This window comes from Cognatilysobacter tabacisoli (assembly GCF_003586305.1).
GTDB lineage: Bacteria > Pseudomonadota > Gammaproteobacteria > Xanthomonadales > Xanthomonadaceae > Cognatilysobacter_A > Cognatilysobacter_A tabacisoli.
The window spans coordinates 1,507,257-1,533,436 of the sequence record NZ_QXJI01000001.1 but is presented as its reverse complement, the minus strand read 5'-3'; the positions used below and the strand labels follow the sequence as shown (position 1 = coordinate 1,533,436).

The following is a 26,180-nucleotide window of genomic DNA, read 5'->3' as shown; positions in this document are numbered from 1 at the left end:
ATGACGCCCGACCAGACCGACGACGCCGGCGCGCTGCGCCACCTGCTGACCCTCGATCGCCTGCCGCGCGCAGCGATCGAATCGCTGCTTGACCGCGCCGCGCACTTCGCCGCGGGCCACGACGCGCGTGAGGCCCTGGCCGGCGTCGCGGTGTGCACGCTGTTCTTCGAGCCGTCCACGCGCACGCGCCTGAGCTTCCAGCTGGCCGCGCAGCGCCTCGGCGCCGACGTGCTGTCGTTCGACGCGTCGACCTCGTCGACGACCAAGGGCGAGACCGCGCACGACACGCTGAAGACGATCGAGGCGATGGGCGTGCGCGGCTTCGTCGTCCGCGACAAGCGCGACGGCGCGGTCGCCGAGCTGGCCGCGGTCGCCAACCGCGGGACGGCGCTGGTCAACGCCGGCGACGGCCGCAGCGCGCACCCGACCCAGGGCCTGCTCGACATGCTGACGCTGCGCCAGGCGAAGGGCGCCGACTTCTCGCGGTTGAAGGTGGTGATCGTCGGCGACGTGCTGCACTCACGCGTCGCCCGCTCCGACCTGCACGCGCTGCGAGCGCTAGGCGCCGCGGAGATCCGCGTCTGCGGTCCGGCGTCGCTGCTGCCGAGCGATGGCACGCTGGACGGCTGCGTGGTCTCGCACGACCTCGACGCTGCGCTCGATGGCGTCGACGCGGCGATGATGCTGCGCCTGCAGCGCGAACGGATGGACGACGGACTGGTCGCGTCGCTCGACGACTACCACCGCGACTTCGGCCTCACGGCTGCAAGGCTGCGCCGCGCTGCGCCGGATGCCGTGGTGCTGCATCCCGGCCCGATGAACCGCGGCGTCGAAATCACCGACGAAGTGGCCGACGGGGCGCAGTCGCTGATCCTGCGCCAGGTCGGCAACGGCGTGGCGGTGCGGATGGCGGTGCTCGAGGCGCTGCTCGGGCGGCGCTGACGCGCGCGGCCACCGGTCCGCCCGGCGGAAGCCAACGGTGTTCCTCGTTGCCGTGCGCAACGCGTCGCCGCGTTTGCGCGGCTGGCGTGTCGGGACGGGGTCGGCTCAGCGCCGCCGCTGCGCGAACAGCCACGGCCACAGCGCGTCGGTCGCGTAGGCCGGGTCCCAGCTGTTGTGGTTGGCGTCGGCGAACTCGGTGTAGCGCGCGTCGGCGGCGCCGGCGGCACGCAGCGCGGCAGCCATCCGCCGCGACTGCTCGGGAGGCACCACGTCGTCGCGGGCCCCGTGGAAGATCCACGTCGGCACCGCGCGCAATCGTTGGGCCGCCGCGGCGAACGGGTCGGGCTCGCCGGCGACCGACTGCACCGTCAGCGACGGGCGGCGGGTGCCGCCGCTGAGTCCGCCGCAGACCGGCACCAGCGCGGCGAACCGCGTCGGCTCGCGCAGCGCGAGGTCCCAGGTGCCGTATCCGCCCATCGACAGGCCGGTCAGGTAGGTGCGGTCGCGGTCGCCGTCGAACTCGACCGTCGCCGCTTCGAGCTGGGCCAGCACGACGGCGACGTTGTCGCTCCATTCGGTCCCGTCGGGCGCCTGAGGGAAGACGACGATGGCGGGAAAGTCGCGCGCGCGGTCGCGCACGCGCGGCCCCAGCCCGACCTCGACCTGCCTGCGGTTGTCGTCGCCGCGCTCGCCGGAGCCGTGCAGGAACAGGATGACCGGCGCGCGGCCGGCGCGCGCGGCCGCCGGCACGAACACCTGGTAGCGATGCGTGGCGCCGGCCACGTGGACCTCGCGTTCGATGAACCGCCCGCTGCCGGCGCCCGTGGACGCCGGGGGCACGCTGCGGCACGCGGCGAGGACGGCCAGCAAGGCGGCCAGGGAGAGCAGCAGTCGGGTCGGACGGAGCATCGTGGCCTCGGGCGCGTCGGTGCAGCGGGCACCTTACGCGAACGCGCGCATTCGCCGCGTTGCAGGGGAGGGCAGCCGCTCAGCGCAGCAGGATCAGCGTCGCCAGCCCGAGGAAGCTCAGGAAACCCATCACGTCGGTCAGCGTGGTCAGCATCACGCCGCCGGCCAGCGCGGGGTCGAAGCCGAGCCGCTTCAGCGTCAGCGGCACCAGCACGCCGCCGGCCGCGGCGGTCAGCATGTTGATCGTCAGCGCGGTGCCGATGACCATCGACAGGCCCGGGTCGCGGAACCACGCCAGCACGATCAGTCCGAGCCCGATGCCCAGGCACAGGCCGTTGATCAGCGCCACCGACAGCTCCTTGCGCAGCAGGGTGCCGACGTTCGACGCGCCGATCTGGCCCAGCGCCAGGCCGCGGATCATCAGCGCCAGCACCTGGGTGCCGGCGTTGCCGCCCATGCCGGCGACGATCGGCATCAGCACCGCCAGCGCGACGATCTGCTCGATCGTGGCCTCGAAGCGGCCGACCACGCTGGCGGCGATGAACGCCGTCGCGAGGTTGATCGACAGCCAGATCAGCCGACGACGGAACGCGCGCCGCACCGGCGAGAACAGGTCCTCGTCCTCGTCAAGGCCGGCGGCGCTGAGCGCCTGGTGCTCGGCCTGCTCGCGGATGATGTCGACGACGTCGTCGATGGTAATGCGGCCGAGCAGGATGTTGTTGTCGTCGACGACCGGCGCGCTGATCCAGTCGTGGTCCGAGAACTGCCGGGCGACCTCGCTGTCGGTCTCGGTGACGTCGATCGCCGGCTGTTCGTCGTCGATCAGCTTGTTGATCGGCGTGCCGGCGTCGTTGGTCAGCAGCGCGGCCAGCGCGATGCGGCCGAGGTACTGGTGGCGGCGGCTGACCACGTACAGGTGGTCGGTGTGCTCGGGCAGTTCGCCGCGCAGCCGCAGGTAGCGCAGCACGACGTCGACCGTGGTGTCGGCGCGCACCGTCACCACGTCCGGGTTCATCAGGCGGCCAGCGGTGTCCTCCGGGTACGACAGCACCTGCTCGAGCCGCTCGCGGTTCTCGCGGTCCATCGACTTGAGCACTTCGTCGATGACGGTGTCGGGCAGGTCCTCGACCAGGTCGGCGAGGTCGTCGATGTCGAGGTCCTCGACCGCGGCGACAATCTCGTCGGTGTCCATGTCCGCCAGCAGGCTCTCGCGGACCTCGTCGCCGACGTGGACCAGCACTTCGCCGTCGTCCTCGGCGTCGACCAGCCCCCACACGACCTGGCGCTTGCCCGGCGGCAGCGACTCGAGCAGGTTGCCGATCTCCGCCGGCGACAGGGTGTTGACCAGCCGGCGCACCGGTCCCAGCCGACCGCTGTCGAGCGCGTCGGAGAGCAGGCGCAGCTGGCGCGCGGTCTTGTCGTGGCGGACGGCTTCGGCCATACGTGGCATCCCGGGTTCGTGGGAAGCGTGGTCGCGTCGCGGCCACGGATGGCGCGACAGGGTCAGGCGTTCATGGCCGCATTATCGCCCGCGCCCGGGGCGCTTGGACACCCCGCGCGAGCAGGCGTGTCGCGCGTGCTCACAGCTGCGCGTGCATCCAAGCCTCGATCGCGGCGCGGCTGCGCGCGCGCAGCAGGGCCGGCGCACGGGCGCGAAGCTGCGCCAGGTCGCAGTCGCGGATCGCCCGGCGCAGTTCGAGCAGCGTGCCCGGGTGCAGGCTGAACTCGTTGAGGCCCAGCGCCAGCAGCAGCGGGGCGAACAGCGGGTCGCCGGCCATCTCGCCGCACACCGCCACCGATTTCCCGCGGCGGTTGGCGGTGGCGATGATCGTCGACAGCAGCCGCAGCACCGCCGGGTGCAGCGGCGTGTACAGCTCGCCGAGCGCTTCGTTGTTGCGGTCGGCGGCGAGCAGGTACTGGACTAGGTCGTTGGTGCCGATCGACAGGAAGTCGATGCTGCCGATGAATGACGACAGGCCGATGGCCGCGGCCGGCACCTCGATCATCGCGCCGAGCGGAATCTGCGCGGCCACTTCGTGGCCCTGCGCGCGCAGTTCGTCCGACACGCGCGTGAGCCGCTTGCGCACGGCCAGGATCTCCTCGCGGGTGCTGACCATCGGCACCAGCACGCGCACCGGCCCGTAGCCCGATGCGCGCACGATCGCGCGAAGCTGGGTATCGAACACGTCGGCGCGCGTCAGCGACAGGCGCACGCCGCGCAGGCCGAGTGCCGGGTTGGGCTCGTCGGTCAGCGCCAGCCCGGTGCGATCGGCCTTGTCCGCGCCGACGTCGAGCGTGCGGATCGTCACCGTGCGGCCGGTCATGCCGAGGACCACGTCGCGGTAGGTGCGGAACTGCTCGTCCTCGTCCGGCAGCTCGTTGCGCTGCAGGAACAGGAACTCGGTGCGGTACAGGCCGACGCCGGCCGCGCCGAGCGCGTGCGCCTCGGCCACGTCCTCGCGGGACTCCGCGTTGGCCCACAGCTTGATGTCGACGCCGTCGGTGGTGCGCGTGGGTTCGCGCCGCAGGCGGTTGAGCTGGCGGCGCTCGCGCTTGTGCTCGCGCAGGCGCTGGTGGTGCGCGCGCAGGTCGGCGGCATTGGGTTCGAGCACGACCAGGCCGCTGCCGCCGTCGACGACCAGCACGTCGCCGTCGTTGATCCGCTGCAGCGCGGTCGCCGCGCCGACGACCAGCGGCAGGTGCAGGCTGCGGGCGAGGATCGCGCTGTGCGACAGCGCGCTGCCGGCCGACGTCACCACTGCCATCACGCCCTGCGCCTGCAGCTGCGCCAGCTCGGCGGGCGCGACCGAGTCGGTCACCAGGATCTCGCCGGCCACGCCCTGCAGGTCGGCGCTGCGCCGGTGCAGCGCGGCGTGGATGCGGCCGATGACCTGGTCGATGTCGTCGATGCGGCTGCGCAGGTACGCGTCGTCCATGCTCGAGAACACGCCCGCGATGCGGTCGCGCTGCAGCCGCAGCGCGTAGTCGGCGGCGTACAGGCCGGTGCGGATCAGGTCGTCGAGGCCCTGCAGCAGCTCCGGGTCGTCGAGCAGCAGCGCGTGCAGGTCGACGAACTCGCCGACTTCATGCGCGAGCGCGCCGTGCAGGCGCTGGCGCAGGTCGCGCATTTCGGTGCGGACGACGTCGATCGCCGCGTGCAGGCGCTGCACCTCGTCCTCGACCGCAGCGGCCGGGATGTGCTCCTCGGTGACCTCCAGCGCGTGCGGCAGGCGCACGCGGGCCCGGCCGAGCGCGCTGCCGCGCGATGCTCCGTGGCCGGCGAACTCATGGCGCATGCGTCAGCTGTCTTCGTCGAAGCGGCGGTCGAACAGCGACGCGACGGCGTCGGCGGCCGCGACTTCGTCCTCGCCTTCGACCCGCAGCTTGACCTGGGTGCCTTGCCCGGCGGCGAGCAGCATCACGCCCATGATGCTCTTGGCGTTGATCTCGCGGCCCTTGGCGACGAGCGTGGCGTTGCTGCGGAACGCCGACAGCACCTGCACGAGCTTGGCGGTGGCGCGGGCGTGCAGGCCGAGGCGGTTGGTGACGGTCAGATCGCGTTCGATCATGGGGGCGGTCCTGGCGGTCTGGTCGGGCGGCGGGGCAATCAGCAGGGGCGTGCGGCGGGTGGAACGGGGCGGGCGGCCATGGCGCTAGGCGTCGTCGTGGATCACGCCGTTGCGGGCGCCGGCGGCCGCGACGGCGGGCAGTTCGTCGAGTTCGAGCTCGGCGTAGTTCATGACCCGCAGCAGCATCGGCAGGCTCAGCGCCGACACGCGGCGCACCGGCGTGCCGAGCCGCGCGACCTTCGCCGCCAGGTTGCTCGGCGAGGCGCCGTACAGATCGGTCAGGACCAGCACGCCGACGCCGCCGTCGACCCGGCGCAGCGCGGCGCTGGCCTGCGGCAGCAGGGCGTCGACGTCGGCGTCGAACGGCACTTCGAACGCCTCGACGCGCAGCGGCAGCGGGCTGACGAGGCGACGGGTCACCGCCAGTAGCGCGCTGCCGATGCCTTCGTGGGTGATCAGGAGGATGCCGACGGCCATGACGGCAACTTAACAGAGCCCGGTGACCGCCCGAAAGCGTTCCGGCGGGCGCGGGCGCGCGCCCGACGTGGGCGGGGATCAGTCGAGTTCGCGGTGGTGCACGGCGACGTCCGGCCAGCCCTGGTCCCGGGCGTGGCGGGCCATCTGCTCGGCCAGGTACACCGAGCGGTGGCGGCCGCCGGTGCAGCCGAACGCGACGGTCACATAGCTGCGCGTGGTGTCGGCCTGCCGGATGCGCGGCAGCCACGTGTCGAGGAACGCGCTGACCTGCTGGACGAACAGCTGCACGTCGGGCTCCTTCTCCAGGTACTCGCGCACGCCGGCGTCGCGCCCGGACAGCGGCCGCAGCGACGGGTCCCAGTGCGGGTTCGGCAGGATCCGCGCGTCGAACACGTAGTCGGCGTCGGCGGGGATGCCGCGACGGTACGCGAACGACTCGAACATCAGCAGGATCGTGTTGTCGTGCCCGGCGGCGAAGTCGGTCGTGACCAGCCGGCGCAGCTGGTGCACGTTGAGGTCGCTGGTGTCGACGACCGCGTCGGCGAGCTGGCGCAGCGGCTTCAGCACCTGCCGCTCGAGCGCGATCGCGTCGAACAGCGGCAGGCCGAGCTGGCTCAGCGGGTGGCGGCGGCGGGTTTCGGCGTAGCGCTTGAGCAGCACCTCGTCGCGGGTGTCGAAGAACACCAGCTTCGGGTCGAAGCCGAGCGCGCCGACCGCGGCCAGCCAGTCGGGGATGTTGGCCAGGTCGCGGCGGTTGCGCACGTCGATGCCGACGGCGAGCTTGGCCGGCGTGCCGGTCTCGTCGGCGCTGACGCTCTGCGCGAACTGCGAGAGCAGCTCGGCCGGCAGGTTGTCGACGCAGTAGAAGCCCAGGTCCTCGAGCGTCTTCAGCGCGACCGACTTGCCCGAGCCGGACATGCCGCTGACGATGACCAGGGTATGGCCGTGCGGCGTTGCCTGCGGCGGGGGCGGCGGAACCGCGCTCATGGCGCGCCCCGCTCGAGGAAGTGGCTGTGCCGCGCCATGAACGCCGCGGCCGGGTCGACGCCCTTGGCCCGCAGCACGTGGACGCGGGTCGCGGCCTCGGTCAGCACCGCGAGGTTGCGGCCGGGCATGACCGGCAGCGTGATCAGCGGCACGTCGAGGTCGAGGATCCGGCGCACGCCGAGGTCGCCGGTGATGCGTTCCAGCCCGGTCGGCTGCGGCTCCAGGTGCGGACGGCTCAGGTGCACGATCAGCCGAAGGTACTTGTTCCGCTTGACCGCGGTGTCGCCGAACATCTGGCGCACGTTGAGCACGCCGAGGCCGCGCACTTCCAGCAGGTCCTGCAGCAGGTCGGGGCAGGTGCCGTCGAGCACGTCCGGCGCGATCTGGGTGAACTCCGGCGCGTCGTCGGCGACCAGCCGGTGCCCGCGGGTGACCAGCTCGAGCGCGAGCTCGCTCTTGCCCGCGCCGGATTCACCCGTGATCAGCACGCCGATCGAGTAGATCTCCATGAACACGCCGTGCATCGTCACCCGCGGCGCCAGCGTGCGCGCGAGCTTGTACTGCAGGTGGTTCAGCAGCTCGTGGCCGCGGCGCGGCGACAGCCACAGCGGGGTGTCCGATTCCTCCGCGGCGATGCGCAGATCCTCGGGGCAGCTCTGGTCCTTGCTGACGACCAGAGCCAGCGGGCGGAACGAGATGATCTTCTCGATCGTCTCCCAGCGCTGCCGCGAGTCGAGCGCGTCGAGCCACGCGAGCTCTTCGGTGCCGAGGATCTGCACCTTGTTCGGGTAGATGATGTTGAGGTAGCCGGCCAGCGACGGCCGGCGCGCAACCGTGTCGACCGCTTCGAGCATGCGCGACTCGCCGTTGCGCCCGGCCAGCCACTTCAGCCCGAGCCGCTCGCGCTGCTGTTCGAACAGTTCCAGGGCGCTGATCTGAAGTTTCATCGGGATCCCGTCGGGCGCGGCGCCACGGCAACGGCGCGATGGTAGCGGGCTTGGGCGTGGCCGGCGACCGCGGCGCCGCGGCGCAGGACGGTCCGCAAATGCGGACGCCGCGACGGTGCGCGGCGTCCGGGGGAATCGCTGGAGGGGACGGCGCCCGCGTCAGGCACCGATGTCGCTGATGCGGCCCAGGCCCTCGCCGGTGGTGCGCCGGTCGACGACCTTCTCCTTGTGCTTCAGCAGCAGGCGATCGAGCTTGTCGGCGAGCAGGTCGATCGCGGCGTACATGTCGACGGCCGACGCGTCGGCATGCATCGTGCGCCCGGCGATGTTCACGGTGGCCTCGGCGCAGTGGTTCGGTTTGTCCAGGCGGAGCTGGGTTCGGACGTCGAAGGGCTGGTCGTAGTGGCGCTGCAGGCGGGCCAGCTTGCTCTCAACGTAATCGCGGAGCGCGGCGGTGACCTCGATCTGCTGGCCGTGGGTTTCGATGCGCATGAAGACCTCCTTCGTGACGTTGCGACGAAAGGTGGGACTCCGCATTCGGGCGGGAGTTCCCGGCATCGCGCGCCCGTACGCCGCAGGGCGGGGCGTGGATATCGCAGGAAGGCCCGCTGGTGCCTGGCAGCCGGAGCGGCGTGAACTAGCCGATCCGCACCCGGTCCTGCGACGACGGGATGCTCATCGCTTCCCGGTACTTTGCCACAGTGCGGCGGGCCACCGGGATGCCCGTCGCCTTCAACGTTTCGGCCAGTCGCGCGTCCGACAGCGGCTTGCGCGGGTTCTCGCCGTCGATCAGCTGGCGGATCATGGCCTGAATGGCCGTGCTCGAGGTCTCGCCGCCGGCGCCGGTGTCGATGCCGGAGGCGAAAAACGCCCGCATCGGGATCGTTCCGCGCGGCGTGCGCGCGTATTTGCGCGCGATCGCGCGCGACACGGTCGATTCGTGCAGGCCGACGTCCGCCGCGACCTCGCGCAGGGTCAGCGGCCGCAGCGCGCTGTCGCCGAATTCGAGGAAGCCGGCCTGCTGTTTCACCAGGCAGCGCGACACCTTCAGCAGCGTCTCGCCGCGGGCCTCCAGGCTCTTCAGCAGCCAGCGCGCCTCCTGCAGGTGGCCGCGCAGGTACAGCGCGTCGCTGGCGCTGGCCCCGCGGATCATGCCCTCGTAGCCGCGGTGGATGGTGATCCGAGGCCGGGTGCCGTCGGCCAGTCCGACGCGCCACAGGCCGTGCTGGCGCCAGATGACGACGTCGGGCGCCACGTAGGTGTCGTTGGCGATCGCGCCGATCTGCGCCCCGGGGCGCGGGTCGAGCGAGCGCAGCAGCTGAACGGCGGTCTCGACCTCGCCGAGGTCGCGACGCAGCTCGGCGGCCAGCCCGGCGGGCCCGATGCGGGGCAGGCGCTCGAGCGCGCTGTCCTGGGTCAGGTCGCAGGCCAGCGCCCTGCCGGGCGTGTCGTCGGGCAGCACCGACAGCTGCAGCCGCAGGCATTCGCCCAGCGAACGCGCCCCGGCCCCGACCGGGTCGAAGCGCTGCACCTGGTGCAGCACGGTGGTGATCTCGTCGATCCGCGCGTCGATGCCGGGCGCGAGCGATTCGGCGATCGCCTCGAGCGGCTCGCGCAGGTAGCCGTCGTCGTCGATCGATTCGATCAGCGCGACGCCGATCAGCCGGTCGCGCGGCGACAGCGGGCTCAGGTGCAGCTGCCACAGAAGGTGGTCGTGCAGGCTCTCGCCCTCGGCCACCTGCTCGGCCGCCGGCGAGTCGTCGTCCGGATCGCCGGGGCCGACCCGCTCGTACCAGGGTTCGCCGTCGTTCGGGCCCCAGTCCTCGCGCCCATCGCGGTCGTCGCCGTTGCCGGACTCCGGCTTGGCGTCGTTCGATGCCGCGGCCGGCTCGTCGCCGGTCGGCACGCTGGCGCTGATCGCCGTCTCGGTCCAGTCGAGCAGCGGATTGCTTTCGACCGCGGTCGCCAGTTCGGCCTCCAGCTCGACGGCGGACAGCTGCAGCAGGCGGATCGCCTGGCGCAGCTGCGGCGTCATCACCAAATGCTGTCCGAGGGAGGTCTGGAGGCGGGGCTTCATTCTGTCCTGCTAACGCGTCCGGCGACGGCCGTCGGCCTCGGGCACACCCGGTCAACGCGCGGAACCCTGCGCGGCGGAACGGTCCGGATGAGGCCGGCTCCGTGTGGGCCGGACGCTACAGGCGGAACGTTTCGCCCAGGTACACCCGACGCACGTCGGGATTGGCCAGCAGCGCGTCCGGAGCCCCCTGCGCGAGCACGCCGCCTTCATTGAGGATATACGCGCGGTCGCAAATGCCCAAGGTCTCGCGGACGTTGTGGTCGGTGATGAGCACGCCGATGCCGCGGTTCTTCAGGTGGCGCACGATGCGCTGGATCTCGCCGACCGAAATCGGGTCGACGCCGGCGAACGGTTCGTCGAGCAGCATCAGGCGCGGCTTGGCGGCCAGCGCGCGGGCGATCTCGACGCGGCGGCGCTCGCCGCCGGACAGGCTCGCGCCGATCTGGTCGGCGACGTGGTTGACCTGCAGTTCGTCGAGCAGGCTGGCCAGCTCGCGCTCGCGGCCGGCCTTGTCGAGGTCGGGGCGCAACTCTAGCACCAGCCGCACGTTGTCGGCGACGCTGAGCTTGCGGAACACCGACGGCTCCTGCGGCAGGTAGCCGACGCCGTACTTGGCGCGCGCGTACATCGGTTCGGCGGTGATGTCCTTGCCGTCGAGGACGATCTGGCCGGCATCGGCCGGGACCAGGCCGACGATCATGTAGAAGCAGGTGGTCTTGCCGGCGCCGTTCGGGCCGAGCAGGCCGACGACTTCGCCGGCGTCGAGCGTCAGGCCGAAGTTGCGGACGACCTCGCGCGAGCGGTAGGCCTTGCGCAGCCCTTCCGCGACCAGCATCAGTTGCCGCCCCGCGACGCGCGCGGCGCGATCCGCATCTGCACGCGGCCTTGGCCCGGCCCGCCGCTGTTCACCTGGCCAGTCTTCATGTTGTAGACCACGCGCTCGCCCCTGAGCGAACCGCGCGGCTGCTCGATGTTGACGTTGCCGCTGAACACCACGACCTCGGTGACCAGGTCGTAGTCGACGTTGTTGCCCGTCGCGGTCATCCGCGTGCCGTCGTCCATCTCCTGGGTCAGCCGGACCGGGCCGCCCTTCAGCACGGCGCGCACGGGGTCGCCGTTGCGGGTCGTGACGGTCGCGGTGCTGGAGCGGACGTCGAGCGTGCCCTGGCGGATCGTCACGCCGCCCGACAGCACGGTCGGCTGGCGGTCGTCGAGCGTGCCCGACGTGGCCCCGGCGTCGATCAGCATCTCCTTGTTGCGATCGGACGAGCGCGCCCAAGCCCCCTGCGAGCAGGCCAGCGCGGCGGCGACAAGGAGGAACTTAGCGGCGTGGGACATAGCGGTGGCGGACCTCGGTGAGCGCGTACTGCTTGGAGTCCAGTTGGACCTCCAGGGTACGGCCGTTCAGTATAGAACCCGGGCGGGTGATGGTGACCGGAGCGCTCGACGTGGCGCGGCGTGCGTCGGGGAAGACGTTCAGTTCCTGCCCGGTCAGGGTGACGGCGTCGACCGGGTTGGCGGACTTGGCCTCGACGTCGCCGCGCAGGCGCAGCTCGTCACCTTCGGCGCTGACCCACCCGGTCTTGGCGCGCACTTCCCACGGATCGCCGGCGGCGCCGGACTTGGGCGGGATCAGGAACAGCGGCGTGGCGATGTCCATCGTGCGCTGGGCCGGGTCGCGGGCCAGCCGCGGCGCGCGCAGCGTGAACGCCTGCTGGCCCTGCTTGTTCAGCGCGACCAGCTCGAAGTCCTCGAGCAGGTAGTCGGGACGCGCCGCACTGGCTTCGCCCGCCGCGCTGCCGTCGCGCTGCGTCCACGCCAGCCAGCCGAACACCAGCGCGGCGGCGAGCAGCAGCAGCGTGACCCCCGTGCGCCAGCTCATGCCGTGCCCTCGAGCCGCTCGCCTTCCACGCGCAGCGCATTGGCGAGTAGCGCCTCGGCGTGACCCTGCGCGGCCAGCACGAGGTCGCACAGCTCGCGCGCGGCGCCGTGGCCGGCCGCGGCATGCGTGCGCCAGCGGGCGCGTTCGCGGACCCACGGGTGGGCACTGGCGGGCGCCACCGACAGCCCGACCCGCTGCATCACCCGCAGGTCCGGCAGATCGTCGCCCATGAACGCCACCTGTTCGAGGACGACGCCGAGGCGCGTCGCGATAGCGGTCACGCAGGCCAGCTTGTCGCTGACGGCGGTGTGCGCCTCCAGTCCGAGCTCGGCGGCGCGGTGCTCGGCGACGGCGCTGGCGCGGGCGGTGACGAAGGCCACGGCGATGCCGGCCTTGCGCAGCAGCACCAGCCCCTGGCCGTCGTGGACGTGGAACGCCTTGAGCTCGCGGCCGTCGCTGTCGAAGAACAGGCGGCCGTCGGTCAGGGTGCCGTCGACGTCGAAGCACGCCAGCGAGATGCGCGCGGCGCGTTCGCGGATGTCGGCGGGGTAGTCGTTGAGGTGGCTGTACGGCATGGGCTCGCGGAATGGGTGAGGTCGCAACGCCGTGGCAGTGTGCGGTCGGGTCCGTGGGCGCGGCGCCGAAGCGTGGGCGCTGCGCGCGGACCCGGGCCTTTACACCACCCGCGCCCGCAACAGGTCGTGAATGTTGAGCGCGCCGACGACGCGGTTCGCGGCGTCGACCACGACCAGCCCGCTGATCTGGTGCGCTTCCATCAGCTGCGCGGCCTCGACCGCGAGCGCGTCGGCGCCGATCGTGCGCGGGGCGCGGGTCATGACGTCGGCGATGCGCGTGCCGCGCAGGTCGGCGGCGTCGTCGTCGAGGGCGCGGCGCAGGTCGCCGTCGGTAAACAGACCGAGCAGCGTCCCGTCGCCGTCGACGACGGTCGTCATGCCGAGCCGCTTCCGGCTCATCTCGACCAGCGCTTCGCTGAGGCTCGCGTCGGCCGCCACCCGGGGCACATCGTCGCCGGCGTGCATGACGTCGGTGATGTGCAGCAGCAGCCGGCGGCCGAGCGCGCCCGCGGGATGCGAGCGGGCGAAATCGTCGGCGGTGAAGCCGCGCGCGTCGAGCAGCGCGACCGCCAGCGCGTCGCCCATCGCCAGCGACGCGGTGGTGCTGGAGGTCGGAGCCAGCGCCAGCGGGCAGGCTTCGGCCGGTACGCTGACGTCCAAGTGCACGTCGGCCTCGCGCGCCATCGTCGAGTTCGGACGTCCGGTCATCGTCACCAGCTTGTTGCCCTGGCGCTTGAGCACCGGCAGCAGCAGCAGGATCTCGTCGCTTTCGCCGGAGTACGACAGCGCCAGCACGACGTCGGCGTCGGTGATCATGCCCAGGTCGCCGTGGGCGGCCTCGCCGGGGTGCACGTAGAACGCCGGCGTGCCGGTCGAGGCCAGCGTTGCGGCGATCTTGCGGGCGATGTGGCCGGACTTGCCCATCCCGGTGCAGACCACGCGGCCGCGGGCTTCCAGCATCAGCCGGCAGGCCGCGGTGAATGCGCCATCGATGCGCGCGGCCACGGCGGCCAGGGCGTCGGATTCGACGGCGAACACGCGGCGTCCGCTCTCGGCGAGGCCGGCGTCGGTGGCGTGGGTGGCGAGGGCGGGGACGGTTGCCATTTCGGGCCGAGGGGCTTTCCGCTAGGCTAATCCCTTCATTTTAGGCCCATCGCCGCGCGAAAAGCCCGCCCGCCGGGCGCCGCCGCGGCGGCGAGGCCGTTTCCCGGACCCGCCAGTGAACGCAGACACCATCCGCACCCTGATCGAAACCGGCCTGCCGGGCGCGCGCGCCGACGTGCGCGGCGACGACGGCGTGCACTTCGAAGCGACCGTCGTGGCCGAGGCGTTCCGCGGCAAGCTGCCGCTGGCCCGCCACCGCATGGTGTACGCCACGCTCGGCGAGCGCATGGGCGGTGAGATCCACGCGCTCGCGCTGAAGACGCTGACCCCCGACGAAGCGGCCTGACCGCTCCGCGTTCCCGATCGCCTCGCGGGTCGCCGCGACCGCTGCCCCTCCCCGGACCCCACTGCCATGCAAAAAATCGTTGTCGAGGGCGGCCAGCCGCTGAACGGCGAAGTCCAGATTTCCGGCGCGAAGAACGCCGTGCTCCCGATCCTGTGCGCGACGCTGCTCGCCGACGGTTCCGTCGCGATCAGCAACGTCCCGCACCTGCACGACGTGGTCACCACGGTGAAGCTGCTCAGCGAGCTCGGCGCCGGCATCACGATCGACGAGCGCTACGGCATCACCGTCGACCCCACCACCGTGCACAGCCAGGTCGCCTCGTACGAGCTGGTCAAGACCATGCGCGCCTCGGTGCTGGTGCTCGGTCCGCTGCTGGCCAGGTACGGCCACGCCGAGGTCTCGCTACCGGGCGGCTGCGCGATCGGCTCGCGTCCGGTCGACCTGCACATCAAGGGCCTGCAGTCGCTCGGGGCCGACATCACCGTCGACCACGGCTTCATCAAGGCCCGCGCGGCGCGACTGAAGGGCGCGCGCCACGTGTTCGAGATGGTCAGCGTCGGCGCGACCGAGAACGTGCTGATGGCCGCGACGCTGGCCGAAGGCACCACGGTGCTCGAGAACGCCGCGATGGAGCCGGAGATCGTCGATCTGGCCGACTGCCTCAACGCGATGGGCGCGCGGGTCGAGGGCGCCGGCACGTCGAAGATCACCGTGCACGGCGTCGAGCGCCTGCACGGCGGCGCGCACGCGGTGGTGGCCGATCGAATCGAAACCGGGACTTTCCTCGTCGCCGCCGCAATGACCGGCGGCCGCATCGTCGCGACCCGCACGCGTCCGGAAACGATGGATGCGGTGCTCGACAAGCTGGCCGCCGCCGGCGCGCACATCGCCGTCGACGGCGATCGCATTACGCTGGACATGCAGGGCCGCCGCCCGAAGGCGGTCAACATCACCACCGCGCCGCACCCCGCCTTCCCGACCGACATGCAGGCGCAGTTCATGGCGATGAACTGCGTCGCCGAGGGCGTGGCGGTGATCAACGAGACGATCTTCGAGAACCGCTTCATGCACGTCAACGAGCTGCTGCGGCTCGGTGCCGACATCCGCGTCGACGGCCACACGGCGGTGGTGCGCGGCGTGCCCCAGCTCAGCGGCGCGCCGGTGATGGCGACCGACCTGCGCGCGTCGGCGTCGCTGATCCTCGCCGGGCTGGTGGCCGACGGCCAGACCACGATCGACCGCATCTACCACCTCGATCGCGGCTACGAGAACATCGAGGAGAAACTGTCGGGGCTCGGCGCGCGGATTCGCCGCATCGGCTGAGTCCGTCGAACGGCAGCGCTGCGATATCGACGGGTCGCGAACGCGCCCGGAACACGCGCAAAGAAAAGGCCCCGCGATGCGGGGCCTTTCCATGTCTGCTGCGGGATGCGCTCGGTCAGTTGACCGACTGCACGCGCAGGTCGATGGTCGCCTTGCCGTCCTCGCGCTGCTGGATGCGCGCCGGCACCGGCATGCCGTCGACGACCCAGATGATCATCTGGCGGTCGCCGTTGGTGCTCACCAGCTTGGTGGCCTGCTGCGACTGGCCGCCGACCTGCACGGACTCCTTCCCGGCGACCGAATAGGTCATCGGCTTCACCCGGCCGTCGTCGACCATCCGGTACCTCAGCGGCTTGCCGGCGGCGACGTCGCGCACCAGCGCGAGGTTCATCAGCAGCGCGTCGACGTCGCCGGCCTGCAGCTTCACTGGCCCGGCGCGGTCGGGCTTGACGTCGCCGGTCCAGCTGGCCACGCCGCGCGACCAGTCGTAATTCGCAGACTTGTTGACCTTCTTCACCAGCACGACGCTGCGGTCGTCGCCGGACAGCGGACGCCACTGGCCGTCGCGGTCCTCGAAGACGGTGCTCTGCTTGAGGTTGGCCAGCGAGTTGCTGATGTCGAGCGTGTAGCGCCAGCGATTCGGACCGGCGGCGACCAGCGTCATCCGCCCCTTGGCCTCGACGCCCTGGTAGTTCGCCTGGTAGTCGGCGGTGAACGGCTTCAGTGCCGCCGGCGCGGCGGCGCCCGCCAGCGGCGCGGCCAGGGCCAGCGCAGTGGCGGCTAGCAGGCCCCGGGTCTTCGTCGTCATCGTCATCTATGGCACTCCTCTGTATTCCACCAGGCGCAGGTCGTACGTGTCCTGCCCGTTTTCGCGCTGCAGCAGCCGCACCGGCGTCGGAACGCCCTCGGCCACCCACAGCACCGTTTCCTCGCTGCCCGCCGACACCCGTTCGACCCGCATCGCATTAAAGCCCAGCTCGCCGGCCTGCACGCTTTCGCGCTCGGCGGCGACCACGTAGCGGTGGTCGCGGGTGCGACCGTCGTCGACGTAGCGGTACTGGAGGCTGCGGCCGGGCTGGGCGTCGCGGATCACCGCGAGGTTGATCAACAGGCCGCTCAGGTCACCGTCGCGCAGCTCGATCGGGCGCCGCCGCGTCTCCTTGACGTCGCCCGTCCACACCGCACGACGCGACGCCCAATCGTAGGTGCCCGTGGTCTGCCTGCGTGTGAACACGGTCCGCCGCACCGTCGACTGGCTCAGCGGGCGGTAAGTTTCGCCGCGCTGGTCGAACACGGTGCTCTGCTCTGCGTTCAGGCCCGCGACCTTGAACAGGCCGGTGCCGCGCATGCTCAGGTCGATCCGCCACCGGCCACCTTCAAGGGCGCTGAGCTGCATCGTCGCGGCACCCAGCGCCCGTCCGCCGTTGAACACCTGGTAGGTCGCTACGAACGGCTCCAGCGGCGCGGGCGCGGGCACCGGTGATTCGGTGGCCGACGGGAGCGCCGGCGCGACGGCTTGCGCCTGCAGCGGGCCGGAGGTGCCGAGTGCGAACGAGGCGGCGACAAGCAGCGCAGCGCCGATGCGCGTCAGCACAGCGCCCCCGCGGCATCGAGCTGGAGAGGCGCGCGCAGCGCTTCCCCGTCCAGCGTGACCGCGCCCGCGACGAGTCCAACGCGGCGTGCGGCGAACAGGTTCAGCGTTGCAACCAGCAGGGAATGCTCGACCTCGAGCACGCGCGCGGCGAGGGAGGCCTCGCTGTCGTCGGCGCGCACGTCGATCGCGGCCCGCGCGATCACCGGGCCGCCGTCGAGGTCGGCGGTGACGAAGTGGACACTGGCGCCGTGGCGCGTGGCGCCTTCAGCCAGCGCCTGGCGATGGGTGTGCAGCCCCTTGAACGCGGGCAGCAGGGATGGGTGGATGTTGATCATGCGACCGGATCGGGCCTCGACGGCGTCTGCGCTGATGAGGCGCATGTATCCGGCACAGACGATGACATCGGGATGAACCGCATCGATCCGACTGAACAGGTGTTCATCGAACCGCGATCGATCGTCGAACCCGCTCGGCACTACCGCCAGCGCCTCGATGCCGGCGTCTCGCGCGCGCTGCAGGGCCAGCGACTGCGGCCGGTCGGAGAACACCGCGGCGACGTCGGCCTGCAGCTCCCCGCGGGCGATCGCGTCGAGAATGGCCTGCAGGTTGCTGCCGCGCCCGGAGGCGAGCACGGCCAGGCGCAGGCGCGCGGGTCCGGTCATCGCGGCTGTGGCGTCGCGGGCGGTCAGCCGATCCGCACTCGCTCGCCGCCGCGGGCGGCCACGACCTGCCCGATCGGGCGGTGGACGAGGCCGAGGCGGTCGAGATCGGCGGCCACCGCGGCGACGGCGCCCGGCGCCACGACCAGCACGAAGCCGACGCCGCAGTTGAACGTGCGCCACATCTCGTCGTCGGGCACCGCGCCCTCGCGCTGCAGCCAGTCGAACACCGGCGGCAGCACGATCTGCGACGCTTCGATGTCGAGCCCGAGGCCCTCCGGAATGACGCGGATGATGTTCTCGGTCAGGCCGCCGCCGGTGATGTGGGCCATGGCGTTGATGCTGCCGCCGTGCAGGCCGAGCATCTCCAGCACCGGCTTGACGTACAGCGCGGTCGGCGCCATCAGCGCGTCGATCAGCGTGACGCCGCCGACGTCCACGTCGGCCGGCCGTCCGGCGCGGTCGTAGATGCGGCGGATCAGCGAATAGCCGTTGGAATGCGGGCCGCTCGACGCGATGCCGAGCAGCACGTCGCCGGCGCGGACCTTGCTGCCGTCGAGGAGCTTGGACTTCTCGACCGCGGCGACGCAGAAGCCGGCCAGGTCGTACTCGCCCGGCGGGTACATGTCGGGCATCTCGGCGGTCTCGCCGCCGATCAGCGCGCAGCCCGACAGCTCGCAGCCCCTGGCGATGCCGCCGACCACGGCGACGGTCGTGTCGACATCGAGCTTGCCGGTGGCGAAGTAGTCGAGGAAGAACAGCGGCTCGGCGCCCTGCACCAGCACGTCGTTGACGCACATGCCGACCAGGTCGATGCCGATGGTGTCGTGGCGGTTCAGCTGCTGCGCCAGCTTGAGCTTGGTGCCGACGCCGTCGGTGCCGGAGACCAGCACCGGCTCCTTGTACTTGCCCGACAGGTCGAACAGCGCGCCGAATCCGCCCAGCCCGCCCATGACCTCGGGACGGAAGCTGCGCTTGACCAGCGGCTTGATGCGCTCGACGACCTCGTTGCCCGCGTCGATGTCCACGCCGGCATCGCGATAGGTCAACGGCGTCACGGCAGGGGGAGTAGGCTGGGTCACGGCGGGCTCGGCAGGTGTTCAAGCAGCGGGGCCCGCGATTTTAGCAGTCGGTTCGCTGCGCCATTGCGTCCGAATGGACGTTCCGGCGCCGCTACGGCACCATTTCGGCTCGAATTTTAAGTCTAGGGACGGCAATGCCCGCAATGTCTGCCGCAATCCGGGTGTGGTGCGCGATCGCGCTGTGGCTGCTAGCGGCGAGTGCCTTCGCCCAGCGGGTCGAGGGCGACCGCGTGTCCGCCTCCGGCCCGTACGCGGCGGAAGTGCCGGTCAACGGCCAGGGCGAGGGCGAGCGGAACACGGCCTTTGCCCGCGCCCTCGCCCAGGTGCTTGGCAAGCTGTCGGGCGACCGCAGCGCCGCCGGCAAGCCCGGCGTCGGGCAGGAGCTGCGCGAGGCGCGGCGCTACGTCGACGGCTACGACTACCGCCAGGACGAAGGCCTGTCGTCGACCGGCGCGCCGACGTTCCGGACCACGCTGGTGGTGCGGTTCGACGCGGAGAAGGTGAACGAGCTGGCCGCAACGCTGGGCCTGCCGATCTGGCCGCAGCCGCGGCCGAAGCCGGTGTTGTGGCTGGCGATCGACGACGGCAGCGGCCCGCGCCTGGTGGGGCTGCCGCAGTCGAACGCGGCGCGCCCGGCGCTGAACCGCGCCACCGAGCGTGGCTACCGACTGGGCCTGCCGTCGGGCACCGCCGCCGAGCAGGCCGTGGTCGGCGCGATCTGGCGCGGCGACAGCGCCGCGGTCGCGCGCGCCTCGGCCCGCTACAGCCCGCCGATGCAGCTGATCGGCAAGCTCTACCGCAGCAAGGGCGGCTGGAGCGCCGACTGGACCTTCGTCGACAACGGCAAGGTGCTGTCGCGCTGGACCAGCAGCGATGCCGATGCGCGCCGGGCGATGTCGGCCGGCGCCGACGGCGCGGCCGACGCGCTGGTGCGCCGCTACGCCAAGCGCAGCCCGGGCGCCGGGCCGCCGGGCGCGTACCAGGTGCGGTTCAACGGCATCGACAGCGCCGACGACTACATGCGGCTGTCCGGCTACCTGCAGAAGCTGTCGGTGGTGCGCGGCGTCAAGCCGGTCAGCGCCGGTCCGGACGGGGTGGTGCTGGAACTGCAGCTGATCAGCGGGCTCGCGGGCCTGCGCCGGGCGAGCGCCAACGATTCGGTCATCCAGGCCGTCGATGGCGACGCACCGGTCTACGTGGTGCGCTGATGGATTCGCCGAGCCCGCTGCACGACATCGCTCTGTTCCTCAAGCGCCTGCAGTGGGCCGCGCTCGCGCTCGCCGCGCTGTGGCTTCTGTGGTTGCTGGCACCGGTGCTGACGCCGTTCGTGATCGCGGCGATGCTCGGCTGGCTCGGCGACCCGCTGGTCGACCGCATCGAGGCGCGCGGCCACTCTCGCAACACCGCGGTCGCGTGGGTGTTCAGCGCCATGTCGCTGCTGGTGCTGATCGTGCTGGTGCTGCTGGTTCCCATGCTCGAGCGCCAGGTCGCGACGCTGGTGGAGTCGCTGCCGAAGTACCGCGACTGGTTTCTCGGCGTGGCTTTGCCGTGGGTCGAGGCGCGGACGCGGCTGGAGATCAGCACCTGGCTCGATCTCGACCACCTGGTCGACCTAGTCCGCGGCAACTGGGAGCGCGCCGGCGGCGTGGCGTCGACCCTGCTCGGCTACGTGTCGCGCTCGAGCTTCGCGGTGCTCGGCTGGGTCGCGAACATCGTGCTGCTGCCGGTGCTGGCGTTCTTCTTCCTGCGCGACTGGGACCTGCTGGTCGCGCGCGTCGCGCTGCTGGTTCCGCGCGACCACCTCGCCACCGTCAGCCGGCTGGCGCGCGAGTCCAGCGACGTGCTCGGCGCGTTCCTGCGCGGCCAGTTCCTGGTGATGCTGGTGCTCGGCGTGATGTACGGGCTCGGGCTGTGGGCCGTCGGGCTGGACCTGGGCATCCTGATCGGCCTGATCGCCGGCCTGCTGACCTTCGTGCCGTACCTGGGCCCGGCCAGCGGCATCATCCTCGGCACGATCGCCGCGCTGGTGCAGTACGGCGACTGGCAGCACGTGGCCGGCGTGCTCGCCGTGTTCGGCGTCGGCCAAGTGATCGAGAGCTACTGGCTGACGCCGAAGCTGGTCGGCGACCGCATCGGCCTGCACCCGCTCGCGGTGATCTTCGCGGTGCTGGCCGGCGGCCAGCTGTTCGGCTTCCTCGGCATGCTGCTGGCGCTGCCGGCCGCCGCGGTGATCAACGTGCTGCTGCGCTACGCGCAGGAGCGTTACACCCACAGCCGCCTGTATGCCGGCACGCACGCCGACGATGCGGTCGCGGCGGGCGTGGAGGTCGACGCCGACGCGGCGGCGATCGACGCGGTCCCGACCGCGGAACACCGTCCGGGATGAGCGTCCCGCAGCTGCCGCTGGCGCTGCGCTACCCGCCGGACCAGCGAATCGACACCTTCGTCGGCGCACCGGCCGGGGCGTTGGCGCAGCTCGACGCGCTGGCGCGTGCCGGCGGCGAGTGGCTGTATCTCGTCGGGCCGGGCGGCAGCGGCAAGACCCACCTGCTGCTCGGCGCCTGCGCCGTCGCCGAGCAGGCGGGCCGCCGTGCGGCCTACCTGCCGCTGCGCGCGGCGGCCGGCCGGCTGCGCGATGCGCTCGATGCGCTCGACGGTAACGACCTGCTCGCGCTCGACGGCGTCGACGCGATCGCCGGCCACCGCGACGACGAGGTCGCGCTGTTCGACGCGCACAACCGCGCACGCGCCGCCGGCGTCGCGGTGATCTACGCCGCGCGCGGCAATCCCGACGACCTCGCGCTGGTGCTGCCGGACCTGCGCTCGCGGCTGTCGCAGTGCGCGCGCGTCGCGCTGTCGCCGCTCGACGACGAGGGCCGCCGCGAGCTGCTGCGCCAGCGCGCCCAGCGTCGCGGCGTGGTGCTGGACGAGGCGGCGATCGACTGGCTGCTGCGCCGGGTCGGCCGCGACCTCGCCGGCCTCACCGCGCTGTTCGACCGCCTCGATCGCGCCTCGCTCGCCGCGCAGCGGCGGATCACGGTGCCGTTCCTGCGCGCGACGCTCGACACCGCGCCGTAGCGCGGACCATCGCAAGGCGGCGCCTGCGCAAGGCGTCAGTGCGCCGACAGGTCCGCATCCAGCACGGCCAGCCGCTCCGGCGTGCCGACGTCGGTCCAGCGGCCGCGGTAGTGCTCGCCGGTGATCGCGCCCGCGGCCATGTGCGCGCGCAGGATCGGGGCGAGGCGGAAGCGCGGCGGCGATTCGTCGGCGCCGGCATCGGTGGTGTGCGCGCGCCAGTCGTGAAGCACGAGCGGTCGGAACACACCGAGGCCGGCGTACGTCAACGGATCCGGGCCGTCGCTGCGCACGCGGCCGTCGGCGTCGAGCGCGAAGTCGCCGCGCGCGGCCTGCGGCGGGCGGTCGACCATCACCAGGTGGGCGAGGCCGGCGGGCGCGCGCGGCAGCGCGGCGAAGTCGTGGTCGGTCCAGACGTCGCCGTTCACCAGCAGGAACGGTTCGTCCGGCGATGCGCCGCCGCCGACGGCGTCGCCGGCGAGCAGCGGCAGCGCGTGCAGCATGCCGCCGCCGGTCTCCAGCGGCCGCGGACCCTCGTACGAGTAGTGCAGCCGCAGGCCCCAGTGCGCGCCGTCGCCGAGCGTGCGCGGGAACTGCTCGGCCAGCCAGCTCGTGTTGACGACGACGTCGCGCACGCCGATCGCGGCCAGCTTCTCGAGGTGCCAGACGATCAGCGGCTTGCCGCCGACCGGCAGCAGCGGCTTCGGCGTCGTGTCGGTCAGCGGCCGCATGCGCTCGCCCAGGCCGGCGGCGAAGATCAGCGCCTTCATCGCGCGTAGCTCATGCGCGCGACGCCATCGCCGGCCGCACCAGCGCGTCGATGATCGACGCCAGCGGCGCGAGTTCCGGATAGCGCGGCAGCACGCCGTCGAGGTACGCGACGAAGCGCGGCGCATCGGCGACGTAGTGCGGCTTGCCGTCGCGGTGGTTGAGGCGGGCGAAGATCCCGAGCACCTTCAGGTGCCGCTGCACGCCGATCCAGTCGACGTCGCGGCGGAACTGCGCCAGCGGGGGCACGGCGATGCCGGCGGCCAGCGCGCGCGCGTGGTAGTCGCCGACCCAGTCGTCGACTCGCTCGGCCGGCCAGCTCAGGAACGCGTCCTTGAACAGGCTGAGCACGTCGTACGCGACGGGGCCGCGCACCGCGTCCTGGAAGTCGAGCACGGCCGGGCCGTCGTCGGCCGGCATTAGGTTGCGCGGCATGAAGTCGCGGTGCACCAGCACCTGCGGCTGCGCGAGCGCGGCGTCGATCAGCCGGCGGTACACGCCGTCGAGGGCCTCCATCGCGCCGCAGTCGAGCGTGGCGCCGAGGTGGCGGCCGAGGAACCACTCGTCGAACAGCCGCAGCTCGCGCGCCAGCAGCGGCTCGTCGTAGGCCGGCAGGTCGGCGGGCGGGGCGATCGCCTGCAGCTTCAGCAGCTGGCCGATCGCGGCGTCGAACAGCGGCGCCGCGTTGGCGTCATCGATCGCGTGCAGGTAGGTCTGCCGGCCGAGGTCCTCGAGCAGCAGGAAGCCGGCGTCGACGTCGCGGGCCAGCACGCGCGGCACGCGCACGCCGCCGGCCTCGAGCAGGTCGCGGATGCGCAGCCACGGGCGCACGTCCTCCTTGTCGGGCGGGGAGTCCATGACGATCAGGCTCGCGCCGCCGGCGCGCTCGGCGCGCCAGTAGCTGCGGAAGCCGGCGTCGACCGACGCGCGCTCGAGCGCCAGCGCGGGATCGCCGCTGGCGGCGCGGGCGAAGGCCAGCCGCGCGTCGGCGCGGTCGTCACTGGCGACGGGGGTGGCAACGGGTTGGGACATGCGGGCTCCGGGCGGCAGGCGCCGCGCCCGGATAGGGTAGCGGCGCGCTACCCGCGGGGGAATTCGACCGCGTCCGGTTTGCGCGCGGTGTTGCCCGCGCTGTTACCCGGCTTGTTGCCTGTAACGGCGCGCGCGCGTTCAGGCCGCGGCGGCGTCCGCCGCGCTCGGTGCCGACAGCGAAGCGAGCCACTCGTCGTCGGATCCGTCGTGCACGCCCTCGAACAGGAACGTCGACAGGTAGCGCTCGCCGGTGTCGGGCAGCATCGCCAGCAGCACCGAGCCGTCCGGCGCGTCGCGCGCGACCTCGAGCGCGGTCGCCAGCGTCGCGCCGGCGGAGATGCCGACGAAGATGCCTTCCTCCGCGGCGAGCCGGCGCGCGGTGTCGCGCGCGAGCACGTCGTCGACGCGGCGGACCTCGTCGGCGACGGCGCGGTTCAGCACCGCCGGCACGAAGTCCGGCGTCCAGCCCTGGATCCGGTGCGGCTGCCACGGCTGGCCGGCGAGCAGCGCCGCGCCGGCCGGCTCGGACGCGATCACCTTGAGGTCCGGGCGCGCCAGCTTGAGCACCTCGCCGGCGCCGGTGATCGTGCCGCCGGTGCCCCAGCCGCTGACGAAGTAGTCCAGCCGCTTGCCGGCGAAGTCGCGCAGGATCTCCGGGCCGGTCGTGCTGCGGTGGTAGGCGGGGTTGGCCTCGTTCTCGAACTGGCGCGCCAGGAACCACCCGTGCTGTTCGGCGAGCTCCTTCGCCCGCCGCACCATGCCGCTGCCGCGCTCGGCGGCGGGCGTCAGGATCACCCTGGCGCCGTACGCGCGCATCAGCTTGCGGCGCTCGACCGAAAACGTTTCGGTCATCACCGCGACGAACGGGTAGCCGCGCGCGGCGGCGACCATCGCCAGCGCGATGCCGGTGTTGCCCGACGTCGCCTCGACGATCGTCTGGCCGGGCTTCAATACGCCGCGGCGCTCGGCGTCGAGCACGATCGCCAACGCCAGCCGGTCCTTGACCGAACCGCCGGGGTTGAACGATTCGACCTTGACGTACAGCGACACGTGCGCCGGTGGCAGGCGGTGCAGCTTGACGATCGGGGTGCTGCCGATGGTGTCGAGGATGCTGTCGTGCAGGGCCATGGAGGGTTCCGGGGAAGAGGAGGGGTGGAACGGGGCGGCGGTCAGGCGGCTTCCGCCAGCGCGGCATCGGGCGCGGCAACCGCATCGGCCGTCATCGCGTCCGGCAACGCAGCCGGGCCCAGTGGCGCCGCGCCGAACCAGTGCAGCGACGTCGCCAGCGCGGCGACCTCGCCGACCACCAGCAGCGCCGGCGACTGCACGCCGTGCGCGGCGGCCAGGTCCGGCAGCTCCTGCAGCGTGCCGACGACGACGCGCTGGTCCGGGCGCGAGCCGTTCTCGACCAGCGCGAACGGCGTGTCGGCGCCGCGCCCGTGGGCGAGCAGGCGGTCGCGCACGCGGTCGAGACCGGCCACGCCCATGTAGAACGCCAGCGTCTGCCGGTCCTGCGCGAGCGCGGCCCAGTCCAGAGCATCGTCCGAGTCGCGGCAGTGCGCGGTCACCAGGCGCACCGACTGCGCGTGGTCGCGGTGCGTGAGCGGGATGCCGGCGTACGCGCCGCACGCGAGCGCCGCGGTGATGCCGGGCACCACTTCGTAATCGATGCCGTGCGCGCGCAGCGCCTCGAGCTCCTCGCCGCCGCGGCCGAACACGAAGCCGTCGCCGCCCTTGAGCCGCACCACGCGCTTGCCGGCGAGGGCGTGCTCGATCATCAGCGCGTGGATCGCGGACTGAGGCGTGTGCGCGCCGCCGGCCTGCTTGCCGACGCCGATGCGCTCGGCGTCGCGCCGCGCCAGCGCGAGCACGTCGTCGCTGACCAGCCGGTCGTGCAGGATCACGTCGGCCTCGTTGAGCAGGCGCAGCGCGCGCAGCGTCAGCAGGCCGGCGTCGCCGGGGCCGGCGCCGACCAGCGCGACGCGGCCGCGCGCGGCGGTCTCTCCCGCGGCGTCCGCGGCGTCATTCAAGGTTCGATCGAACGCGCGCTGCGCCGTCAGGGCCGCGCCGCTGCGCAGCAGGTCGGGCACCGGGCCGGCGAGGACCGCGTCGAAAAACCGCCGGCGTGCGGCCAGGTCCGGCAGACGGGCGCGAACGCGCTGCCGCTCGCGCGACAGCAGCGCGGCCAGCGCGCCGAGGCCGTCGTCGAGCTGGGTTTCGAGGCGCTCGCGCAGGTGCCGGGCCAGCATCGGCGCGCCGCCGCCGCTGGAGATCGCGATCTGCAGCGGGCCGCGCTCGATCCGCGCCGGCACGTGCGCGCTGCACGCGGCGACGTCGTCGACGGCGTTGACCCAGACGCGGCGCGCGGCGCCGGCGTCGGCAACGGCGCGGTTCACGGCGGGGTCGTCGGTGGCCGCGGTCGCGAGCCACACCCCGTCGAGCCAGGCCGGTTCGAACGGTCCGCGCAGGTGGGTAATCCGTCCCTGCGCCGCCAGCTGCGCCAGCCGCGGCTCCAGCGCCGGCGCGCCGACGCGGACGAGCGCGCCGGCGTCGACCAGCGCCGTGACCTTGCGCCACGCCACCGCGCCGCCGCCGACCACCAGGATGGGCCGGTCGCGCAGGTCGACGAACAGCGGAAAAAGGGCGGCGGGCATCGGCGTCGATCTGGGGCGGAGGCCCGCAACCTAGCGTTGCGCCCGGGGCGCCGGAACTGACGCGGCGTTGTGGCCTCATGCGCGCAGGGCATAAGCCGAAGCTGGACACCGGCCCCCGGGCCCGTTAGTTTCATCGTTCCATCTGCATGAAGGGATGGATATTCCCCGCCGCCCGCGC

The 26,180-nt window shown here is 72.4% G+C and carries 28 protein-coding genes; 6 read left to right on the top strand and 22 right to left on the bottom strand.

Annotation, left to right across the window (positions count from 1 at the left end):
• A complete protein-coding gene (locus D3A60_RS11640) occupies positions 1-942 on the top strand; it encodes an aspartate carbamoyltransferase catalytic subunit (protein WP_119718807.1) in 942 nt (313 codons plus the stop codon).
• 105 nt (positions 943-1,047) lie between these two features.
• On the opposite strand, the gene D3A60_RS11635 is transcribed toward D3A60_RS11640, so the two are convergent.
• The 14 genes from D3A60_RS11635 to D3A60_RS11570 all read right to left on the bottom strand — a co-directional run bounded on the left by D3A60_RS11635 (position 1,048) and on the right by D3A60_RS11570 (position 13,469).
• Entirely contained in the window at positions 1,048-1,851 is an 804-nt protein-coding gene (locus tag D3A60_RS11635) for a carboxylesterase family protein (RefSeq protein ID WP_119718806.1), read from the bottom strand.
• Between the two features lie 79 nt (positions 1,852-1,930).
• Complete coding sequence (gene mgtE / locus D3A60_RS11630; RefSeq protein ID WP_119718805.1) at positions 1,931-3,292, bottom strand: magnesium transporter; 1,362 nt, start codon at positions 3,290-3,292, stop codon at positions 1,931-1,933.
• Positions 3,293-3,431: 139 nt separating this feature from the next.
• Positions 3,432-5,147 carry a phosphoenolpyruvate--protein phosphotransferase gene (ptsP, locus tag D3A60_RS11625; RefSeq protein ID WP_119718804.1) on the bottom strand — a complete coding sequence of 572 codons (1,716 nt, stop codon included), beginning with the start codon at positions 5,145-5,147 and terminating at the stop codon, positions 3,432-3,434.
• A gap of 3 nt (positions 5,148-5,150) precedes the next feature.
• On the bottom strand, positions 5,151-5,420 hold the full coding sequence (locus tag D3A60_RS11620; RefSeq protein WP_119718803.1) for an HPr family phosphocarrier protein: 270 nt from the start codon (positions 5,418-5,420) through the stop codon (positions 5,151-5,153).
• 84 nt (positions 5,421-5,504) lie between these two features.
• Positions 5,505-5,897 (bottom strand): PTS sugar transporter subunit IIA, encoded by a 393-nt coding sequence (locus D3A60_RS11615; RefSeq protein WP_119718802.1) that lies wholly within the window; start codon positions 5,895-5,897, stop codon positions 5,505-5,507.
• 78 nt (positions 5,898-5,975) lie between these two features.
• A complete protein-coding gene (gene rapZ / locus D3A60_RS11610; protein WP_119718801.1) occupies positions 5,976-6,884 on the bottom strand; it encodes an RNase adapter RapZ in 909 nt (302 codons plus the stop codon).
• Positions 6,881-7,831 (bottom strand): HPr(Ser) kinase/phosphatase, encoded by a 951-nt coding sequence (gene hprK / locus D3A60_RS11605; protein ID WP_119718800.1) that lies wholly within the window; start codon positions 7,829-7,831, stop codon positions 6,881-6,883. The genes rapZ and hprK overlap by 4 nt, the downstream gene beginning before the upstream one ends.
• A 159-nt stretch (positions 7,832-7,990) precedes the next feature.
• Positions 7,991-8,323, bottom strand: a complete 333-nt coding sequence (gene hpf / locus D3A60_RS11600; RefSeq protein WP_119718799.1) for a ribosome hibernation-promoting factor, HPF/YfiA family — start codon at positions 8,321-8,323, stop codon at positions 7,991-7,993.
• Between the two features lie 145 nt (positions 8,324-8,468).
• Positions 8,469-9,908 carry an RNA polymerase factor sigma-54 gene (locus D3A60_RS11595; protein ID WP_119718798.1) on the bottom strand — a complete coding sequence of 480 codons (1,440 nt, stop codon included), beginning with the start codon at positions 9,906-9,908 and terminating at the stop codon, positions 8,469-8,471.
• Between the two features lie 115 nt (positions 9,909-10,023).
• Positions 10,024-10,743 carry an LPS export ABC transporter ATP-binding protein gene (gene lptB, locus D3A60_RS11590; protein WP_119718797.1) on the bottom strand — a complete coding sequence of 240 codons (720 nt, stop codon included), beginning with the start codon at positions 10,741-10,743 and terminating at the stop codon, positions 10,024-10,026.
• Positions 10,743-11,246 (bottom strand): lipopolysaccharide transport periplasmic protein LptA, encoded by a 504-nt coding sequence (lptA, locus tag D3A60_RS11585; protein ID WP_119718796.1) that lies wholly within the window; start codon positions 11,244-11,246, stop codon positions 10,743-10,745. Before lptA ends, lptB begins: the two co-directional genes overlap by 1 nt.
• Entirely contained in the window at positions 11,230-11,790 is a 561-nt protein-coding gene (lptC, locus tag D3A60_RS11580; RefSeq protein WP_119718795.1) for an LPS export ABC transporter periplasmic protein LptC, read from the bottom strand. Before lptC ends, lptA begins: the two co-directional genes overlap by 17 nt.
• Entirely contained in the window at positions 11,787-12,365 is a 579-nt protein-coding gene (locus tag D3A60_RS11575; RefSeq protein WP_119718794.1) for a KdsC family phosphatase, read from the bottom strand. The genes lptC and D3A60_RS11575 overlap by 4 nt, the downstream gene beginning before the upstream one ends.
• Before the next feature lie 99 nt (positions 12,366-12,464).
• On the bottom strand, positions 12,465-13,469 hold the full coding sequence (locus D3A60_RS11570) for a KpsF/GutQ family sugar-phosphate isomerase (protein WP_119718793.1): 1,005 nt from the start codon (positions 13,467-13,469) through the stop codon (positions 12,465-12,467).
• 115 nt (positions 13,470-13,584) lie between these two features.
• Between D3A60_RS11570 and D3A60_RS11565 the strand changes: the two genes are divergently transcribed.
• Together D3A60_RS11565 and murA are read left to right on the top strand one after the other, a co-directional pair.
• Complete coding sequence (locus tag D3A60_RS11565) at positions 13,585-13,815, top strand: BolA family protein (protein ID WP_119718792.1); 231 nt, start codon at positions 13,585-13,587, stop codon at positions 13,813-13,815.
• 66 nt (positions 13,816-13,881) lie between these two features.
• The gene (murA, locus tag D3A60_RS11560; protein WP_119718791.1) at positions 13,882-15,138 is read left to right on the top strand and encodes a UDP-N-acetylglucosamine 1-carboxyvinyltransferase; all 1,257 of its coding nucleotides are present in this window, start codon (positions 13,882-13,884) and stop codon (positions 15,136-15,138) included.
• 115 nt (positions 15,139-15,253) lie between these two features.
• Here murA and D3A60_RS11555 read toward each other — a convergent pair whose 3' ends face one another.
• Genes D3A60_RS11555 through purM form a run of 4 tightly spaced genes read right to left on the bottom strand, consistent with a single transcriptional unit; the run spans position 15,254 to position 18,473 of the window.
• On the bottom strand, positions 15,254-15,952 hold the full coding sequence (locus D3A60_RS11555; protein ID WP_119718790.1) for a DUF3108 domain-containing protein: 699 nt from the start codon (positions 15,950-15,952) through the stop codon (positions 15,254-15,256).
• Positions 15,953-16,732: a DUF3108 domain-containing protein gene (locus tag D3A60_RS11550; RefSeq protein ID WP_119718789.1), complete on the bottom strand. Its 780-nt coding sequence runs from the start codon at positions 16,730-16,732 to the stop codon at positions 15,953-15,955.
• On the bottom strand, positions 16,726-17,394 hold the full coding sequence (gene purN / locus D3A60_RS11545) for a phosphoribosylglycinamide formyltransferase (protein ID WP_119718788.1): 669 nt from the start codon (positions 17,392-17,394) through the stop codon (positions 16,726-16,728). The genes D3A60_RS11550 and purN overlap by 7 nt, the downstream gene beginning before the upstream one ends.
• Positions 17,395-17,417: 23 nt before the next feature.
• A complete protein-coding gene (gene purM / locus D3A60_RS11540; RefSeq protein WP_119718787.1) occupies positions 17,418-18,473 on the bottom strand; it encodes a phosphoribosylformylglycinamidine cyclo-ligase in 1,056 nt (351 codons plus the stop codon).
• A 134-nt stretch (positions 18,474-18,607) separates the two neighbouring features.
• On the opposite strand from purM, the gene D3A60_RS11535 reads away from it, so the two are divergent.
• The 3 genes from D3A60_RS11535 to hda are packed head-to-tail and all read left to right on the top strand — an operon-like array spanning position 18,608 to position 21,551.
• Positions 18,608-19,681 carry a DUF2066 domain-containing protein gene (locus tag D3A60_RS11535; protein WP_231120479.1) on the top strand — a complete coding sequence of 358 codons (1,074 nt, stop codon included), beginning with the start codon at positions 18,608-18,610 and terminating at the stop codon, positions 19,679-19,681.
• Positions 19,681-20,859 (top strand): AI-2E family transporter, encoded by a 1,179-nt coding sequence (locus D3A60_RS11530; RefSeq protein WP_119718785.1) that lies wholly within the window; start codon positions 19,681-19,683, stop codon positions 20,857-20,859. Before D3A60_RS11535 ends, D3A60_RS11530 begins: the two co-directional genes overlap by 1 nt.
• Entirely contained in the window at positions 20,856-21,551 is a 696-nt protein-coding gene (gene hda, locus D3A60_RS11525; RefSeq protein WP_119718784.1) for a DnaA regulatory inactivator Hda, read from the top strand. The genes D3A60_RS11530 and hda overlap by 4 nt, the downstream gene beginning before the upstream one ends.
• Positions 21,552-21,586: 35 nt before the next feature.
• On the opposite strand, the gene murU is transcribed toward hda, so the two are convergent.
• The 4 genes from murU to cysG all read right to left on the bottom strand — a co-directional run bounded on the left by murU (position 21,587) and on the right by cysG (position 26,002).
• Entirely contained in the window at positions 21,587-22,318 is a 732-nt protein-coding gene (gene murU, locus D3A60_RS11520; protein ID WP_119718783.1) for an N-acetylmuramate alpha-1-phosphate uridylyltransferase MurU, read from the bottom strand.
• A gap of 10 nt (positions 22,319-22,328) precedes the next feature.
• Positions 22,329-23,348 carry an aminoglycoside phosphotransferase family protein gene (locus D3A60_RS11515; protein WP_119718782.1) on the bottom strand — a complete coding sequence of 340 codons (1,020 nt, stop codon included), beginning with the start codon at positions 23,346-23,348 and terminating at the stop codon, positions 22,329-22,331.
• A 138-nt stretch (positions 23,349-23,486) separates the two neighbouring features.
• Positions 23,487-24,476: a cysteine synthase A gene (gene cysK, locus D3A60_RS11510; protein ID WP_119718781.1), complete on the bottom strand. Its 990-nt coding sequence runs from the start codon at positions 24,474-24,476 to the stop codon at positions 23,487-23,489.
• Positions 24,477-24,517: 41 nt separating this feature from the next.
• Positions 24,518-26,002, bottom strand: coding sequence for a siroheme synthase CysG (cysG, locus tag D3A60_RS11505; protein WP_119718780.1), 1,485 nt, complete (start codon positions 26,000-26,002; stop codon positions 24,518-24,520).
• Positions 26,003-26,180: the final 178 nt, after the last annotated feature.